The sequence below is a fragment of the Actinomyces qiguomingii genome, assembly GCF_004102025.1.
Lineage (GTDB): Bacteria > Actinomycetota > Actinomycetes > Actinomycetales > Actinomycetaceae > Actinomyces > Actinomyces qiguomingii.
The window spans coordinates 1720569-1738168 of record NZ_CP025228.1; the positions used below are offsets into that span (position 1 = coordinate 1720569).

13 protein-coding genes and 1 tRNA gene are annotated in these 17600 nt (G+C 68.6%); 10 read left to right on the forward strand and 4 right to left on the reverse strand.

Going from position 1 to position 17600, the window contains the following annotated elements:
* Positions 1 to 35: 35 nt before the first annotated feature.
* From CWT10_RS07020 to CWT10_RS07035, 4 genes are all read left to right on the forward strand, one after another.
* Positions 36 to 623: a SatD family protein gene (locus CWT10_RS07020; protein WP_233188392.1), complete on the forward strand. Its 588-nt coding sequence runs from the start codon at positions 36 to 38 to the stop codon at positions 621 to 623.
* The gene (locus CWT10_RS07025; RefSeq protein WP_103064305.1) at positions 620 to 1375 is read left to right on the forward strand and encodes a hypothetical protein; all 756 of its coding nucleotides are present in this window, start codon (positions 620 to 622) and stop codon (positions 1373 to 1375) included. Before CWT10_RS07020 ends, CWT10_RS07025 begins: the two co-directional genes overlap by 4 nt.
* On the forward strand, positions 1297 to 3930 hold the full coding sequence (locus CWT10_RS07030; RefSeq protein ID WP_233188393.1) for an HNH endonuclease signature motif containing protein: 2634 nt from the start codon (positions 1297 to 1299) through the stop codon (positions 3928 to 3930). Before CWT10_RS07025 ends, CWT10_RS07030 begins: the two co-directional genes overlap by 79 nt.
* An 89-nt stretch (positions 3931 to 4019) precedes the next feature.
* The gene (locus CWT10_RS07035; RefSeq protein ID WP_103064306.1) at positions 4020 to 7313 is read left to right on the forward strand and encodes an error-prone DNA polymerase; all 3294 of its coding nucleotides are present in this window, start codon (positions 4020 to 4022) and stop codon (positions 7311 to 7313) included.
* Positions 7314 to 7327: 14 nt separating this feature from the next.
* Here CWT10_RS07035 and CWT10_RS07040 read toward each other — a convergent pair whose 3' ends face one another.
* On the reverse strand, positions 7328 to 8704 hold the full coding sequence (locus tag CWT10_RS07040; protein ID WP_103064307.1) for an AI-2E family transporter: 1377 nt from the start codon (positions 8702 to 8704) through the stop codon (positions 7328 to 7330).
* 106 nt (positions 8705 to 8810) lie between these two features.
* Here CWT10_RS07040 and CWT10_RS07045 point away from each other — a divergent pair, with 106 nt between their 5' ends.
* From CWT10_RS07045 to CWT10_RS07070, 6 genes are all read left to right on the forward strand, one after another.
* Positions 8811 to 9683 (forward strand): D-hexose-6-phosphate mutarotase, encoded by an 873-nt coding sequence (locus CWT10_RS07045; RefSeq protein ID WP_103064308.1) that lies wholly within the window; start codon positions 8811 to 8813, stop codon positions 9681 to 9683.
* A gap of 98 nt (positions 9684 to 9781) precedes the next feature.
* Positions 9782 to 9869: transfer RNA gene (locus tag CWT10_RS07050), tRNA-Leu, on the forward strand.
* A 156-nt stretch (positions 9870 to 10025) separates the two neighbouring features.
* On the forward strand, positions 10026 to 11240 hold the full coding sequence (locus CWT10_RS07055; RefSeq protein WP_103064447.1) for an MFS transporter: 1215 nt from the start codon (positions 10026 to 10028) through the stop codon (positions 11238 to 11240).
* A gap of 39 nt (positions 11241 to 11279) precedes the next feature.
* The gene (locus CWT10_RS07060) at positions 11280 to 12431 is read left to right on the forward strand and encodes a bifunctional GNAT family N-acetyltransferase/nucleoside triphosphate pyrophosphohydrolase family protein (protein ID WP_103064309.1); all 1152 of its coding nucleotides are present in this window, start codon (positions 11280 to 11282) and stop codon (positions 12429 to 12431) included.
* 24 nt (positions 12432 to 12455) lie between these two features.
* The gene (locus CWT10_RS07065) at positions 12456 to 14519 is read left to right on the forward strand and encodes a M3 family metallopeptidase (RefSeq protein ID WP_103064310.1); all 2064 of its coding nucleotides are present in this window, start codon (positions 12456 to 12458) and stop codon (positions 14517 to 14519) included.
* 55 nt (positions 14520 to 14574) lie between these two features.
* On the forward strand, positions 14575 to 14901 hold the full coding sequence (locus tag CWT10_RS07070) for a DNA primase (RefSeq protein ID WP_103064311.1): 327 nt from the start codon (positions 14575 to 14577) through the stop codon (positions 14899 to 14901).
* An 18-nt stretch (positions 14902 to 14919) separates the two neighbouring features.
* On the opposite strand, the gene CWT10_RS07075 is transcribed toward CWT10_RS07070, so the two are convergent.
* The 3 genes from CWT10_RS07075 to CWT10_RS07085 all read right to left on the reverse strand — a co-directional run bounded on the left by CWT10_RS07075 (position 14920) and on the right by CWT10_RS07085 (position 17394).
* A complete protein-coding gene (locus CWT10_RS07075) occupies positions 14920 to 15897 on the reverse strand; it encodes an aldo/keto reductase (protein WP_103064312.1) in 978 nt (325 codons plus the stop codon).
* A 102-nt stretch (positions 15898 to 15999) separates the two neighbouring features.
* The gene (locus CWT10_RS07080) at positions 16000 to 16221 is read right to left on the reverse strand and encodes a sulfurtransferase TusA family protein (RefSeq protein ID WP_103064313.1); all 222 of its coding nucleotides are present in this window, start codon (positions 16219 to 16221) and stop codon (positions 16000 to 16002) included.
* 54 nt (positions 16222 to 16275) lie between these two features.
* Positions 16276 to 17394 carry a YeeE/YedE family protein gene (locus tag CWT10_RS07085; protein ID WP_103064314.1) on the reverse strand — a complete coding sequence of 373 codons (1119 nt, stop codon included), beginning with the start codon at positions 17392 to 17394 and terminating at the stop codon, positions 16276 to 16278.
* Positions 17395 to 17600: the final 206 nt, after the last annotated feature.

Consider the following 17600-nt stretch of genomic DNA (forward strand, 5'->3'; position numbering starts at 1 on the left):
GGTACCTGGGCTCGAACGACCCTCCGAGAAGATCCTTGCCGCAGTCACCCGTTGCCACCGTTGGTGACGAGTTCCAGGCCATCGCCGCCTCGCTGTCCGCCGCCTTGACGCTCACCCTGCGTGTCCAACTACTCCTGCCCGAGGGGCTGGCTCTGCGCTTCGGCATCGGTGTCGGAGGGGTGGAGACCGTCTCTGTCGACGCCGGCGGCACCGGCGCTGACGCCGGCATTCAGGACGGCAGTGCGTGGTGGGCGGCGCGCGAGGCCATTGAGCGGGCTCACGCCGCCCAGGATGCGGGCCGAGAGTTCTGCCGCACCTGGGTGCGCGTGGCGCAGGACGCCGTCGTCCCGGGGGACGCGCAGGAGAGCGAGGCGGTTGTCAATGCGCTGCTACTGCTGCGCGACCAGGCCGTCGCCCGGCTACGACCGCGGCAGCGGCGCATGACCACGGCGCTACTGGCCGGCACCACCCAGGTCGAGGTGGCCCGGGCGGAGAAGGTCAGCCAGCAGGCCGTCTCTGACTTCTCCCGTGGGGTGGGGGCGGCCCTCATTGAGGCTCAAACCCTGCTCGATGCCGCCGCCGCGGCGCGCACGGGACGCGACCCGCTGGCGGCGCAGCAATGACCGCGCTCGTACTGGTACTTGCCGGGCTCGCCAGCACCCTGCCGGTCCTGGTGCGGCGACTCGCCGGCGAGGGGCGTTCGAGGCGGCGAGTCATGGCTACCGCCGGCGGGGCCGGGGCGCTCGTGGCCGTCGGGATACTCCTCGCCCGCGGGCCGCTGGGGCTCGCCGCCGGCGGGGTCGCGGTCGCCATCGCCGTCCCGGTGGTGTGGAGTGTTTGGGAGATGCTCGCGCCCACTAAGTGGGGTGAGGCGGTGTCGCTCATCGCGCTCGCCATCGGCTGTGGAGTCAGCGCCGTGCTGGCTGCTCCCGTTGGTACGCCGGTGGCGCGGGCGTGCGCCGTCGTGGGCGTGGTCATACTTCTGGGAGCGCCGGCGAATGGGCTGGTGTCGGCCGTTCTCAATCTTGCTCGTGGCTCCAAATCCTCTGCGGGTGCGCTGTCGCCACTGGTCGTGGCGATATCGGTTCCATGGCCTCCTGGATTCTGGCGGCGCTTGCCGTCGCTGCGGTGTCGATGGCCTGAGCCGGAGGGCGACGCCGTGGCGCCCGTGGATCGGGGCTTGCTGGGCGTGGCCGGGGCGCACCCGGAGGAATGTGATGCGCATCTCATGGGAGTGGGTGTGTTTGAGGTCGTGAAGGGCGAATTCGTGTCGGACCCCCGCGCTACTGTGTACATATGTTCGAAGGTAGGGGTGTTGAGAGCCAACCCGCCCGGCGTGCCCGGGCGGGGCGGGTGGCGCCACCTGCTGCCGTAAAGATGATGGTTGAGCCCCTGCCAGAGCCTCAATCTCAACATCCGGCCGGGAGCCTGCCAGATGAGGTCGGGGATCTGGTTGGGCGTCTGTCGGGGGTGCCGGCGGGTGCCGACCTAGCAGATCTGATTGAGGGCCTGCTGTCGGTTCTGCTGGTGCCCGCCCACCCGGGTGCCACCACTGATGACACCGACGGCGCGGCGGACGCCAATGAGGCTTTGAGTATTCCTGATACCGACGCTGTGTTGACCGCGGTCACTAGCCCGGCCGAGCAGGCGTTGGGCGAGCTGGCCGGGGCCTTAGGACCGGACTGGGGGCAGGGCATGGGGGCCGACGCACTCGCATGCCTGGGTGGTCAGGTGCTCAGTGAACTGGTAGGGGCCTGTCACCGGTTGGGTGCTTGGGCGGCCTGGGCGGAGGGCGTGGCCGCCGCCTGCCTGACCAGAACGGCGGAGATGAACCGCGGTACCCCGCCCTGGGGGCCAGGCGGAGAACTTGAGTGCTTGGTCACCGATGATGAGCGGAGGTTCACCGCCAGCGGGGAAATCGCCGCCCGACTCGGCACCACCCGTAGCAGTGCGGGCCTGCTCCTGGACCGTGGGCAGGCATTGCTGCAACCCGAGTTTGCAGCCACGGAGGCCTTGCACCGGGCCGGTCTGCTGGACACCTCCAAGACTGCTCTGATTGTCCGCCGTCTGCAGGACGTCAGCCCCGACACGGCGGCAGCGGTGCAAGAACGGGTGCTGGCCCGCGCGCCACGCCGCACCTGCTCGCAGCTGGGACGAGATATTGATCGGGCTCTGGCCTCCCTAGATCCCATGGGCATCAGTGGCAGGCGTAGGCGGGATGTGGCGGCACGGCGGGTGACCCGCCCCCGCCCGGCCGGTGAGGGCACCCACGAGATGCGTCTGCTGCTGCCGAGCCTGGATGCGCTGCTACTGGACGCCACCCTGGACGCGATCGCCGCCAGCGCGCGGGCCGGCGGTGACAATCGCACACTGTCCCAGTTGCGGGCCGACGCCATTACCGGCATGACTCTGCGCACCTTGCAAGGAAGCCAGAACTTGGCCTGCCGTACCGTCAACACCAACAACACCAGCACCGTTACCGGCCGTGACAGCGGCGTAGACATCAATGGCGCCAACAGCGACGGCATCAACAGCGATGGTGCCGAACACAACGGTGCCAACAGCGACGGCGCTGGTGGTGATGACTATGGCGAGCCGCCAACGTCGGCCGTCGCGGGCGATGTGGCTCCTGCCACCTTCACCGCCGCTGTCAGTGCGACCGGCCCTACCTTTGAAGGGGGTGGGCCAGGGGCCGCTGGTTTGCTGCCGGACGGGGTGCCGTTGCCGGGCCTATTGGGGGCGCTGAGCAGCCTGGTGGAGCCATCCCGTCCCTGGTGGACGCCCTCCGGCATACGCCCGGTGTTCCCGCCACCTGGAATCACTATCAACGTTGACGTCACCGTGCCGTTGAGTCTGATCCTGCCCGACGGCAGCGGAGAAAGCCTGCCCGGTGGCGGTGGGAGCGATCCGCCCACAGCCAGCGGCAGGAGTCTGTCCGCCGCTGGCAGTGGGAGCAGTCTGCCCACAACCAGCGTCCGTGGGAGCAGTGTGCCCACCGGCGCCGAGATCGTGCAGGCTGCCGGGGACGAGTCCGCCGGGGACGAGTCCGCCGGGGACGCTACCGCCTCCCGGGCCATCGAGGCTGCCGAGGCAGCCGAGACCGCTGGGGCGGCGGAGGTTGTGGTCGGCGCCGGTCGCGTGGCGGTTCCCGCCTCCACAGCCAAGGCGCTGGCAGCCGGTGGCACTTGGCGCAGGCTGGTCACCGATCCACTATCCGGGGTGGTGCTGGACGTGGGCCGCACTCACTATCGCCCGCCTGCCGGCCTACGCGATCTGGTGCAGGCCCGTGATCAGGAATGCGTCTTCCCCGGCTGCACTACTCCCGCAGCCCGTTGCGACGTCGACCATGTCATTCCCTGGGTTGCCGGTGGCGTTACCAGCCTGAACAACCTCGCCGCCTTGTGTCAGGCGCACCACCGCCTCAAGCACACCCCCGGCTGGACCCTCAGCCGTCAGAACACGGCTGACGGCGATGGCGCGCTGATCTGGACTACTCCCACCGGTGCCCGCTACCGGCGCACTCCCGACGGCACCATTACCCTCCTGCCCCGCCGCGTCGGGCCGCGTCAACTAGCCACGCCCGCCCAGCAGGCACCCCAACACCTGGCCGATGCGGTTGACAACGCGGTGGTGAGTCGGCTTGAGCACGGCTTGAGCCTGGCTGCGCAGGCACAGGAACAAGCACAAGCACAAGCACAGAGAACTGCCCCTGTCAGCGGCTCCGGCGTCGCTACTGCCGCGGTGCTCGGCGGTGTCTCCACTCGTGCCGGGACGCGTCCCGGTCTGCCCCCACAACCCCCACAAGTACAAGTAGTCAGCCGCGGGCCCCGGCCCGGACATCCCATCGGCGCATTCGAGACCACCCCCTTTCCTCAAGCCCTTCACGACCTGGGGCTGGCGCCACTACTTGAGCAAATCCCACCCTTCTAAAGCACGCCTAGAAGAGGCCGTGCGAGGTTCTAGCCGTTGGCAACACGGACCCAGCCGCTCTTCTAAGAACATTCATGAGGACCACTGCCATGACTCTCGATACCGATACTGGCGGCCGCGCTTCCGATGCGGCGGGGCCGGTAGGCACCACCGGAACCCACCGCTACGCCGAGCTACATGCTCACTCCGCCTACTCCTTCCTCGACGGCGCCAACGAGCCCGAAGACCTTGTTGCCGCAGCAGCAGAACTCGGTCTTGAGGCCCTTGCCCTGACCGATCATGACGGCATGCCTGGAATCGTCCGGCATGCTCAGGCCGGCCGAGACCACGCAGTCGCAACCGTCTACGGCACCGAACTCACTCTGGCCGATGGCGCCCACCTGCCCATACTCGCCCGGGGCCCGCGCGGCTACCACCGGCTGTGTGCCGCCATCTCCAGCCATAACCTGGCAGCCGGCAAACGTGTGGATCCCGCTCACCGGCTGCCAGATCTCGCTGCCCTCGGGTCCACCTGTATGGTCCTCACCGGCACCGCCAACGGCCCGCTCCGTCGTGCTCTCGGTGACCCGCAGCGTCCCGACACCTGGGATCTCGGTGTCGCCGACGCCGTCCTCGGACACCTGACCGACCTCTTCGGCCGCGATGCAGTCGCCGTCGAGATATTCTTGGGCGGCGGCCCCACCGATGCCGCCGTGACCACCGCGCTCACCGAGCTGGCCGCCAAACACCGCCTGCCGCTCCTCGCCACCGGCGCTGTACGCTGCGCCCGCCCGGCCGATTCCCGTCTTGCGGATGTTTTGACCGCTACCCGCCTGCGCACCGACCTGGAGGGCGCCCGCGGATACCTGCCCGCCCTGGGGCGCTGGCTGCGCGGCCCACAGGACATGGCGCGCCTGCACCGTCGCGCGTCGCACGCCGTCGACACCGCAGCCGAGATAGCCCAGGATCTCGCCTTCGACCTCACCCTCGTCGCTCCCGGACTGCCGGCTCCGAAGGTACCGGCGGGGCACACGCCGGCCACCTGGCTGCGTGAACTCACCCGTCGTGGCGCCCTGGCACGCTACGGCACCGAGGCGGAGGATCCCGAGGCCTGGCGGGTCCTCGCCCACGAGCTCGATGTCATCGAGTCACTAGGCTTCCCCGGCTACTTCCTCATTGTCCGTGCCATCGTCGACTTCTGTGAAAGCGCCGGCATTCTGTGCCAGGGGCGGGGGAGTGCAGCCAATTCCGCGGTCTGCTACGCCCTGGGCATCACCGCGGTGGACGCCGTTCGCCACCACATGCTCTTCGAACGTTTCCTCTCCCCGGGCCGGACCGGGTATCCGGACATAGACCTTGATATCGAGGCCTGCCGCCGCGAGGAGGTCATTCAGCACGTCTACTCCCACTACGGACGCGACTATGCCGCTCAAGTCGCCAACGTCATCTCCTACCGGCCCCGCTCAGCCATCCGCGACGCCGCTCGTGCCCTAGGACATCCTGCCGGGATGCAAGAAGCCTGGGCGGATACACCTCCCGCGCAGGTCCTCGACGTCGCCGAGCACCTGCTGCGCCTGCCCCGACACCTGGGCATTCACTCCGGCGGCATGGTACTGGCCGACCGCCCCGTCACCGAGGTCTGCCCTGTGCGCTGGTCCGCCATGGAGGGACGCACCGTCCTGCAGTGGGATAAGGACGACTGCGCCGCCGCGGGCCTGGTCAAATTCGACCTATTGGGACTTGGAGAGTTGACCGCACTGCGCCTGGCCTTCGCTGGTCTGGCGCGGCGCGGTGAGACGGTTCCGGACCTGGCCCCCGGTGGGGTCCTGCGTCCTGCTCAGACGGGCCGCCCCTGGGGACTGCACACGCTTCCCGAGGAAGATCCGGCCGTGTACCGGCTGCTCGGCGCCGCCGACACGGTCGGCGTCTTCCAGGTAGAGTCTCGCGCCCAGATGGCCACCCTGCCCCGCCTGCGTCCGCGCGAGTTCTACGACATTGTCGTGGAGGTGGCCCTCATCCGCCCGGGCCCCATCCAGGGCGATGCCGTAAACCCCTACATCCGCCGCCGCCTGAAACGCGAGAAGGTCACCTACCTGCACGAGTCCCTCAAGCCGGCCCTGGCCAAGACCCTCGGAATCCCGCTGTTCCAGGAGCAGCTCATGCAGATTGCCGTGGATGCCGCCGGATTCAGTCCGGCCGAGGCGGACGCCTTGCGCCAGGCCATGGGGGCCAAGCGCTCCGTGGAACGCATGGAGGCCCTGCACGAGCGGCTGGTGCGCGGCATGGAGAAGCGGGGCATCGACACCGCGACCGCGCAGACCATCTTCGACAAGCTCCGTGCCTTCGCCGACTTCGGGTTCCCCGAGTCTCATGCCTTCTCCTTCGCCTACCTCGTCTACGCCTCCGCCTGGCTCAAGGTCCGCAAGCCTGAGGACTTCTACGCCGGCATACTTGCCGCCCAGCCCATGGGTTTCTGGTCCCCGCAGACCCTGGTCGCGGACGCGCGTCGCCACGGTGTGCGGGTACTGCCCGCCGATGTCAACTTCTCCTACGAGCAAGCCCGCGTCGAGGCCAGGGGCGACGCCGATTCGGTGCAGGCAGAGGCGCACGCAGATCCCACGGCGCTCAGTCCCCTCGACGTACACCCTGAACTCGCCGTCCGTCTCGGCCTGATCCCCATAAAGGGACTGGGGGAAGCCGCCGCTGACATTGTCGCCGAACGCGGCGCCCACGGCCCCTACACCGACATCGCCGACCTCGCTCGCCGCGTGCGTCTTAACCGCCCCCGCCTAGAAGCACTCGCCGCCTCCGGTGCCTTAGCCTCTCTGGGCGTTGCCCGCCGGGAGGCGCTATGGTCCGCCGGTGTCCTGTCGCAGGAGTACGGGCAGCGCCACACTCACGGCCATAATCACGATCGTATCCGGTCCGCCTGGTACCAGCCGCCGCTGCCCGGCACTGTCGTCGGCGCTCGGGCACCGCGTCTGCCGGAAATGGGCGACCGGGAACGTCAGGACGCCGATCTGCGCCTGACCGGAGTGTCCACCCAGGACTCACCCATTGTCTTTCAGCGTGACCGGCTCACCGCCGCCGGTGTGCTCGCCGTCGCCGAGGTCCTGCACCATGAGCCGGGGCGTCGGGTGCGGGTGGCCGGGCTGGTCACTCACAGGCAGCGGCCGCAGACGTCGGCGGGCACGATCTTCCTCAATCTTGAGGACGAGACCGGCCTACTCAACGTGATCTGCCCCGCGGGCATGTGGCGGCGCTACCGTGATGCGGGACGCCGGGCCGCGGCACTAGTGGTACGGGGAATGGTCGAGTCCGGCGACGGCGTCACCGCGCTGGTTGCTGAACACCTTCAGCCCCTGCCGGGCGTCACCTCGCCGGGCAGCCGCGACTGGTGCTGAACGGTTCGGCTCGCTCAGCCCTTGTCCGCGGAGGAGTAGGCCGGCAACTCGCCGACCACCGGCGCGTCCTTGGTATGCAGCTCGGAGTAGACGGACCAGGCCACACTCACCAGCGGTACCGCCACGATGGCCCCGAGCAGACCGGCGGAGTAGGTGCCCACGGCCACGGCTATGATCACCACCACCGGATGCAGTGAGACCTGCCGGCCCATGATCAGCGGCTGCAGAATATGCCCCTCGATCTGGCCGATGCCGGCCACCCCCAGACCCACGACAATCATGGTGATAAAGCCCTTCGAGGCCAGGGCCACCACCATGGCGATGATCATGGCCGTTGGTGCGCCGATGATCGGAATGAAGGCGCCGATGAACACCAGGACCGCCAGCGGTGCGGCCAATGGCACACTGACGATTTGGAGGAAGACCCCACACATGATCCCATCGGTAAGCGCCACGATCACGGTGCCCCGGGCGTAGCCCGCGAAGGTGTACCAGCCGGCGCCGGCGGCGTGATGGACGTCTTCACGGATACGGGCGGGAAGCTCGTTGAGGAACCACCGCCACATGCGGCCGCCAGAGGCCAGGAAGAAGATCGTCGAGAAGATGGCCAATGCCAGCACGGCGAAGATATTCACCACGGTGCCCGCATTGGACAGAACCTCCGTAGCCAGCGCGGGTGCATTGTTCATCAGGTAGTCCTGCCCCTGCTCGAGCAGCTGCTGCAGCTGCCCCATGAGCTCCTGCTGGGTCAGGTCCAGTGGGAGGGGGCCGTTGACGATGAAGTCCACAATGGTGTCTACGCCGTCGGAGAATTGGGAGGCCAGCGTGTTCCACTGGTGCGTGACCGAGGTGACCACGTAGGTGACCATTCCAGCTACGAGCGCCAGGGCGGTGAGCAGGGCCAGGAAAGTAGCCGGGTAACGGGGCATGACCCGGGCGAACAGATTAACCAGCGGATGCAGAATCGAGGTGAGCACCAGCGCCATGAACACGCCGACGAACACCGGGATCACCCTTGACGTCGCGAAGAACACCGCCCCGATGACAATGATCAGTCCCAGCAGCAGCCAGGCCCCCAGCCCTCCGCGCACCAGCCATGACGGCAGGGTGTCGAGCGGTGAGCGCGGGGCGGTGCCGTCAGCGACGCTGTCGCTGCCGGAAGCCACGTCCGCAGCATTGTCATAGCGTAGCTGCTGCTCGCGGGCATCTAGCCGGGCCCGTTCGGCCCGATCGATTGTGCGGCCCAGCACGTCACGTCCCTCCCGCAGACGGGAGGTGAAATTACGTAACGCTGATTCCGACGCCGCCGGTGCGCCTGTCTGCACGCCACCTTCCGTGGGCGCAACGGGCGCCTCATCCCTATCATCAGTTGAAGGCTGCGCATCGGCCATATCTGGTCTTCACTCCGTCCACTTCACCGGCTCCGGCGTTGACTGACAGGATTTTCGTGGCTCGCTGTTGCTCGCGTACGCGGGTCACCCTACTAGCGTGGCACCCATGAACACAGACACCACGCGCCCCCGCCTGCCGCGGACTGCGGCCCTGACTCCGGGACGGGGCGACCAACCGCGGCTGCTCATCGATGCTCCAGCAGGCAGTGCCGAGATCTACCTGCACGGGGCTCACCTGACCGCATGGACTCCGCGCGGCAGCAAGCCCGTAATCTTCACCTCCCGCCGGGCGGTATTCGACGGCGCAGCTGCAATCCGCGGCGGCGTTCCGCTGTGTATGCCCTGGTTCGGTGCGGGCGTCAGCGGTAGTCGGCGGCCCTCGCACGGCTGGGGACGGATCTCGCCCTGGCAGTTGCGCAGCGTTCAGTCACGGCCCGACGGCGGGGTGCATGCCCTACTCGCCCTTGAACGCGATGGGATTGCCGCACTGTACGCGGTTGACGTGGGACAGGAGCTGGCCCTCACCCTTTCCCTGCGTCGCACCGGCGGGGCCCATGTGGAAGAGCCGGTGGAGGCCGCCCTGCACACCTACCTGGCGGTCGGCGATGTCACGGCCGTGGAGCTTATGGGCCTGGACGGCGCCACCTACCTGGATAAGGTGACCGGGCGGGGCGACCAGGTGCAACGCGGGCCGCTGCGCATCACCGGACAGACGGACCGTGTCTACGCGTCCGGCGCTGCGGTCACGCTCACCGATCCGGCCTATGGGCGCCGCGTGCGCGTGACCGGCGTGCGCGCCGCCAACACGGTGGTGTGGAATCCCTGGAGTGCGGGCGCCGCCTCGCTGTCAGACATGGATGACGACGAGTTCGCCTCCATGCTGTGTGTGGAGAGTGCCCTTGTAGGAGAAAATGCGGTACGTCTTGCCCCGGGGGAGTCGATGTCGCTGGGAACCAGGATCGCAGTCGAATCTCTGTGATGCATGGCACCCGGGGTGGATTTGCCCGCCTTGGCCCGGAGCGTGTTAACTTTCCTGAGTCGGCGTTCCGGGGCCGTGCCCTGCGGCGATTGCGACGAGTCCGAGTGGCGGAATAGGTAGACGCGCTAGCTTGAGGTGCTAGTGCCTGATTAAAAGGGCGTGGGGGTTCAAGTCCCCCCTCGGACACCCGCAGTGGGGCCGTGGCCGGTAGGTCGCGGCCCTTGTCAATGCCCGTTCTCCCAGCCGACCTTGAACAAGGACCACAACGCCGTGACCGCCGACGCCCAGCCCGGACGCAAGCACCCTGCAGCCGTCGTCAAGGCCCGCATCGCCGTCTACCTGATGTTCCTTGCCAACGGACTGGGATTTTCCAACCTCGTGCCCCGCTACCCGGAGATCTTGGAGCAGCTGGGTATCACCAAGGCGGCCTTCGGGCAGGCCGTCATGTTCAACTCAATCGGGGGGCTCATCGCGGGTCTGGCGGCCTCCTGGCTCATCACGCGCTTCACCTCCGCCAGGGTGGCCTGCCTGGGCATGAGCGTGCTCGGCCTCGGCCTGCTCGGCGCCGGAATGGCCGACTCCTGGCTCGTTTTCGCCCTGTGTCTGGCCTGGGTCGGCGGCACGGACGCGATTGTCGATGTGGCCCAGAACGCCCACGGCCTGCGCGTGGAGCGTCGCTGGGGCGGCTCCATCATCACCAGCTTCCATGCCGCCTGGTCGCTCGGGGCCGTGCTGGGCGCCACCCTGGGGCAGGCCATGGCCGGAGCCGGGGTTCCGGTCCGCATTCATATGGCCGGAGTACTGGTTCTGCTCGCCGTCGTCTCCGGTGCCGCACTGCCCTGGACCATCAAGGGGCCGGACGCCGACGATCGTGACCCGGCCGACTCTGGGCAGGGAGGGCAAGCGGGGGAGGCCGCCGCCGGGGAGAGCGTCGGTGCGGGCGCCGTCACCGCCCCGGTCGCCTCCCCCTCCAAGGCGCTCACCATCGTCCTGGTGGTGGTGCTCGGGCTGATGTGCGCAGCCGCCATGTTCCCCGAGGACGTCACCGGCAGCTGGTCCTCGCTGCTGCTGACCGAGCAGGGGGCGGCCCCCGGCCTGGTGGGCATGGGCCTGGTCTCGCTCCAGACGACCATGATCGTCGGCCGGCTGTTGGGCGACGCAATCATCGACCGGCTCGGCGCCCGCAGGGTGATAGCCGGCGGAGGAGTGCTCGTTGCCGTTGGCATGGGCGCCGCTCTGCTGGCCGGCTCGGTTCCGGGCACGCTGGTGGGCATGGTGATCTCCGGGGCCGGTTGCGCCGTGGCCGTGCCGGTGGCCTACGCGGCGGCCGATGACATTCCCGGCCTGCGCCCCGGTATGGGGCTGACACTAGTGTCCTGGCTCGCCCGGGTAATCATGCTTATCTCCCCGCCTATTGTCGGCTGGTTCGCCGACGCCCACGGCACCTGGGTGGCACTGGTTTATGGACTGCTGGGCGGGATCGTCCTGCTGCTGAGCTGGCCGGCACTGCGCGGGGGGCCGCGCTCCAACGCCGCAGGTCAGGCCGTCGCGGCCTGAGCGGAAACCCGCATGCGGCGCTGCCGGTAGGCTCGCCGCATGCAGCCCTTCGAGATCCGCGTGCCCGCCGAGTACCGCGACGGCGCCAGCCTGCCCGCGCTCCTGCTGTCCGCCCCGACCGAGGCCGACATCGACCGCATCGCGGAGGTATGTCAGGATCCCGATATTCAGGAGTGGACCACCGTTCCCCGCGGCTACACCCGTGCGCATGCGGAGGATTTCGTGCAGCGGATTGTGCGCGCCGGCTGGGAGGCCGGTAACGACCTGAACTGGGCGGTGCGCGAGCTCGCCGCTGACGGCTCGGCCCGGTTGGTAGGCATGATGGGCGTCTCCGGTCAAGCCGACGGCGCCTGGGATATCGGCTACTGGCTGGCTCCCGAGTCCCGCGGCCGCGGGACCATCTCCCGGGCCGCCCGAGCGCTGATTGCCGCCGCCTTCGATCCGGATGGTCCGCTACACGCAGTCGCCCTGCGCTGGCGCTGCGACATCCACGACGGCGTGCCCAACTGGGCCTCCTGGCGCGTGGCCTGGGGGCTGGGCTTCCGCCGCGAGGGGCGAGTGCGCTCCTTCCTCGCCAACGACGGCGTGCTGCACGACGGCTGGGTCGGCACCCTCCTGCCCGCCGACCTTCGCCGCCCCGCCGCCCCCTGGGATGGTCCGGTTACGGTGGACGGGCAGGCGGCCGGCTCCTCACACACCCATGGCGTTGCCACTGCACTGGTGCCAGCCGACGCCGTCGGCGAGCGCGAGGGGGACGACCCCGAGGCGCTGGTGCGCCGGTTCCACGCCACCTATGGGCTGCCGATCCAGACCGACGGGCCCAGCCTGGACCGCGAGAGCCTGCACATGCGCATGAGCCTCATTGCCGAGGAGTTCGCCGAGCTGACCGGCGCCGTCTACGGGAAGGCGGCGCGCACCGAGATGGAGGAGGCCTTCCGGCGCGCCGTGGCCAGTGACGACGGCACCCGCGACACGGTGGAGGCCGCCGACGCCCTGGCCGACCTGGTCTATGTCATCTACGGCATGGCCTTGGAGACCGGTATCGACCTGGCGGCGGTGCTGGCCGAGGTGCAGCGCTCCAACATGTCCAAGCTCGGAGCGGACGGCAAGCCGATCTACCGGGAGGACGGCAAGGTCCTCAAGGGGCCCGGCTTCTTCCCGCCGGACGTTCAGGGCGTGCTCGGGCTCTGATGGCACCCGTGGCAGTATTTGCGCATGATCGACTCGACTCCCGCCGCGGTGGATGCACTTCCCGAGACCAACCCCTTTGCCCACCCCTGGGAGCTTGACCTGGAATTGCCCGACTTCGCCGCCGTGAAGCCCGCGGACATCGAGCCCGCCATCCGGGCCGGCATGGCGGCCCAGCGCGCCGAGTGGGAGGCGATTGCCGCCGACCCCGCCGCGCCGACCGTGGAGAACACGGTCGCCGCCGTCGAACGCAGCGGCGAGCTGCTGTCCCGCGCCCTGACCGTGCTGTACACCCTGACCTCGGCCACCGACAGTCCCGAGCTGGATGCGCTGGAGGAGTCCCTGGCCCCCGACCTGGCCGCCCACGAGGACGCTTATGGCCTTGATAAGCGCTTGTATCGCCGCTTCAAGAGCCTCGACGAGCTGGTGCGCTCCGCCACCGAGGCCACCCCCGCCCAGGTCCCCGTGGATGCCGACGGTCAGGTGATCGATGCCGCCACCGCCCGCTACATCCGCCTGGCCGTGGAGGAGTTCGAACGTGAGGGCGTCGCCCTGACCGGCTCAGATGCCGACCGGCTGCGCGCCATCAACGCCCGCCTGACGGCCCTCTCCACCCGCTTCGCCACCTTGACAACCAAGGCGATGCACGCCGCCGGGGTTGCCAATTTCACCGCCACCCCCGAGCTGGCCACCACCACGCCCCACGCCGCGCGCCTGACCCTACTGGCCAGATCCACCGGACGCGGTCTGAGCGGCGAGTACGACACCCGCGCCCTCGTGCTGGAGGAGGCCAGGCTGCGGGCCGAACGCGCCGGGCTGCTTGGCTACCCTCACCACGCCGAACTGGTGGCATCCGAATCGGCCGCCCGCACCGGCCAGGCCGTCGGCGAGCTGTTAACCCGCCTGGTGCCCCCGGCCATGGCCAATGCCCGCCGCGACCGCGAGGTATATGCCGCTCGCATGGCGGCCGACCCGGACACCCTTCCCGGTGAGATCTTCGGCCCCGCCGACTGGCTGCGCTACGAGGAGGCCGAGCGCAAGGAGCGTTTCGGCATTGATGATGCCACCCTCGCCCCCTACCTGGAGCTGCACAACGTCATTGAACATGGCGTCTTCTACGCCGCGGGCCGCCTATACGGCATCACCTTCCACGAGCGCCCCGATCTGGCCGCCCACATGTATGCCCCCGACGTGCGAGTGTGGGAGGTGCGCGACGGCGAGGGAGACGAAGCGCCCCTGCTGGGGCTGTTCATTGGCGACTACTACGCCCGTCCGGGCAAACACGGCGGCGCCTGGATGGACTGCCTGGTGGAGCAGAGCCATCTAACTGGTCGCAGGCCGGTGGTCATTAACTGCCTCAACCTGACCAAGCCCGAAGCCGGTCCCACCCTGCTGACCTGGGACAATGTCATCACCGCCTTCCACGAATTCGGTCATGCTCTGCACGGCCTGTTCGCCGACACCCGCTGGCCCAGTGCCTCGGGCACCAACGTGCCCCGCGATGTCGTGGAGTTCCCCTCCCAGGTCAACGAGAAGTGGGCTCTGCATCCGCAGGTGATCGCCTCCTACGCCCGCCACGTGGAAAACGGCGCTCCGCTGCCGGAGTCTCTTGCCGAGAAACTGCGCGGGCAAGGCGCATTCGGGCAGGGATACGCCACCACCGAGTATCTGGGCGCTGCCGTCTTGGATCAGGCCTGGCACACCTTGGAACCGCAGGAGGTGCCCGCCGATGTGACCGCGGTCGAGGCCTTCGAACACGCCGCGCTGGAGGGCGCCGGCATAGACGACGCCCTGGTCCCGCCCCGCTACCGCACCACCTACTTCGCCCACGTATTCGGCGGCGGTTACGCAGCCGCCTACTACGCCTACATTTGGAGCGAGGTTATGGATGCCGACACCATCGAATGGTTCCGCACCGACGGCGAAGGCGGTAAGGACGGCGACCTCGGGCTCAACCGTGAGGCCGGGGAGCGCTTCCGCCGCGAGTTCCTCTCCCGCGGGGACTCCCGTGATCCGCTGGTTTCCTACCGCGCCTATTGCGGCCGCAACCCACAGATCGCGCCGCTGCTTCGGCGCCGGGGACTGAATTAGATCGTTGTTCGGCCGATTGGGTGCGCCCCGGGGCCGAGCCTGTATCCTGTGCCACATGACGAACGACCCGCGGTCAGCGCTCAACCGACTCATCGCCGCCTTCGAGGCGCATCTTGACGCCGCCGCGACGGGTGATGAGACCTCCCCGGCCGTCGTGGTTGCGGAAGATTCCCTGCAGGACGCCTTCTTCACCTACGATGACGCCCTGTTCACCGCCTACGGCATTGAGCTGCCCTTCGACGCCTTCGACTCCGAGGAGGATGACGAAGAGGCAGAGGATGACGATGATGACGACCTCGACGACTACGATGAGGACGACGTCGACGATGATTACGACGACTATGACGATCGCGAGTTGGACGAGGACGACTACGAGGGCTGAGCGCCCCACGCCCGTCGCTCAGAATCGCTCCGGATAACCGATCGCGGGTGCCGTAACCTCGTCCAGGGCATGGCGGATCTGCACCGGCAGCCTAAGGTCCTCGGCGGCCAGGGCGCCGCGCAGCTGCCCGGGGGTGCGGGCCCCGACAATAGTGGAGGCGATTGCGGGGGCATCGCGGGCCCAGGCCAGAGCGACCTCCACGGGCCTGCGGTCCAGTCCGACGGCGGCAGTGGCCACGGCCTCCACAACCCCCTGGTGCCGCTCATCCAGATAAGGGGCTACGTAGGAGCGCAAATGCGGGGAGGCTCCGCGGGAGTCCGGGGGAGTGGAGGCGCGGTACTTACCCGTCAACACGCCGCGTCCCAGCGGGGCGTAGCCGATCACGCCGAAGCCGAGCCCCTGCGCGGCAGGCAGCAGCTCCCGCTCGATGCCGCGCGACAGCAGCGAGTGCTCCACCTCCACCGCGGCCATCCCTGGGCCACCGGCCTCACGCAGCAGTCCCGCCAAATGCGCACTGGCCCAGGCGGGATGATTCGACACCCCCACATAGCGGGTGCGACCGGTGACAACTGCGGCGCGCAGCGCGTGGGCGGTCTCCTCCAGGGGGGTGGTGGGATCCGGAACCTGCACCAGCCACAGGTCCAGGTGATCGGTGCTCAAACGGGCCAGTGACTCGTCCAAAGTGTCCAGTAAGGTCCCGCGGGAGGCATCGGCCACGGTAGAGCGCGCCCCGGTGCGCCAAGTGCGCACGCCCGCCTTGGATACCAGCACCAAATCGCGACGATCCACCGTCCCGGTCAGCAGATGGCCGATGACCTCCTCCGAGGCGCCCTCACAGTAGGAGGCGGCCGTGTCCACCAGGGTGCCTCCGGCGTCGAGGAAGATCTCCAACTGGTCCTTGGCTTCGATCTCATCGGTGTCCCGCCCCCAGGTCATAGTGCCGAGCCCGACCGAAGAGACGCGCAACCCGGTGCGTCCGAGCCTCCTGTGTTCCATGTGCCAACCGTATGGTTAACGCCGTGCCGAAGCGTGCAGGTCGCCGACGGCGCGCCCCGCCCGCCGCTCATCGGATGGGACGGCGAACGGGGCGCAGGTCGGCTACTTGCGGACGGTGATGGTCCAGGAGGCCTCACCGGTCTTGGCGAACTCTGTGACCGTGTAGCCGTTGTCGGCCGCCCAGGCTGGCAGCGACTGGGTGCCCTGAGTGCAGTCGAAGGCGATGACAAGCTCATCTCCGGTGGTCAGATCGGCCATCGCCTCCTCAGCCTCCATCACGGGGAACGGGCAGACCAGGCCCTCGGTTTCCAGTACTGTACGCATTGTCGGATCCTTTCAGTGTGTCGGGAGTGCTGGGACCAGATGACAGGGGGCGGGTCAGCGGGTCGCCACGACTGCGCTCGCCGCCTTGGAGTTCTCCAGGTGCTCAGTTGGGCGTGATGCCCCTGCTGCGCGGGCGGCACGCCGCTGGTTGCGTGGGCGAATCAGGGTGAAGTAGGCGGTGGCGCCCACGCCCAGCACCTGGAAGACCAGCGCGGTCCAGCCCTGCCAGGACAGCAGGGAGGTTTGCACCAGGGCGTTGCCGATGGAGCAGCCGCCAGCCCAGGCGGCGCCCACGCCCATGAGTAGCCCGCCTGCGATTGAGCGCCGAATCACGGTGGCGGAGGGGACGCGCACACGGAACTCGCCCGAGGCGCGCGCGCTGAGATGCGCCCCAATGAGAATGCCGAGCACCAGCAGCACACCCCAGTCGAGTCGGCTCTCGTCGCCGGTCACCAACCAGCCGACGAGGTTCGACGAGGGCGTGGTGATTCCCAGTCCGTCGTGGCGCCCGGAGGCCCAGGACGCTGGCCAGGCGATGATCGCCACCAGACCGACGAGCACGCCCGTGAGCAGCGGATTCCAGGCACGCTCGAACAGCAGGTGGTTCAGGCCGGTGCGCTGAGGGGCCAGCTGCAAAGTCACCGGCCTGTTGGCGGCAAGACGGCGTTGCCACCGCACGAGAAGGGCGACCCCTGCCGACAGTGCGAGCACACCGACCCAGTCGGGCAGGCTGAAGGCGGCGGGGATCGTGGTCAGCTGCGTGGTCCACAGACCCTTGACCCACGTGGTTACCGGAGCCAGGACACCGGTTTTTGATGCGGCCGCGGTGCCTGCGTAGGCGATGAGGGCGAACCATGAGCCCACTAGGCCCTCGCCGGCGCGGTAGTACGTGCCGGTGGCGCATCCTCCGGCCAGCACAATACCGACGCCGAACAGCAGGGAACCGGCCGCGGTGGCCACCACCGAAAGCGTGGGCACCTCAGGGGTGATGGCGCCGGTGGCCGTGAGTAGGGCGACGCCGACGGCCTGCACGGCGACGGCCAGCAGGAAGGCGGTCATCCACCGCCAGGAGCCGGAGACCCACAGGTCTCGGAAGGCGCCGGTGATGCAGAAGCGGCCGCGTTGGAGTACAAGTCCGAGTACGCCGCCAACGAGTAGTCCGGTGAATATCAATGGTGGTCCTTCGGTTGACTTCACCAACCGCTGTGACAGCGGCTGTGTGGTTGAGGACGCGGGTGAGAGACTGCTTCGGCGCGTTGGCGCCGTCGGCCGCAGACACGGCCCACCCGCGACTGGAGGGGGTGGCCATGACCTGACCAGGGCTGCCTGTCGGTGCATGCCGTTGCAGCGGCAGGCGGGGGAAGAAGCAGGGAATGAGT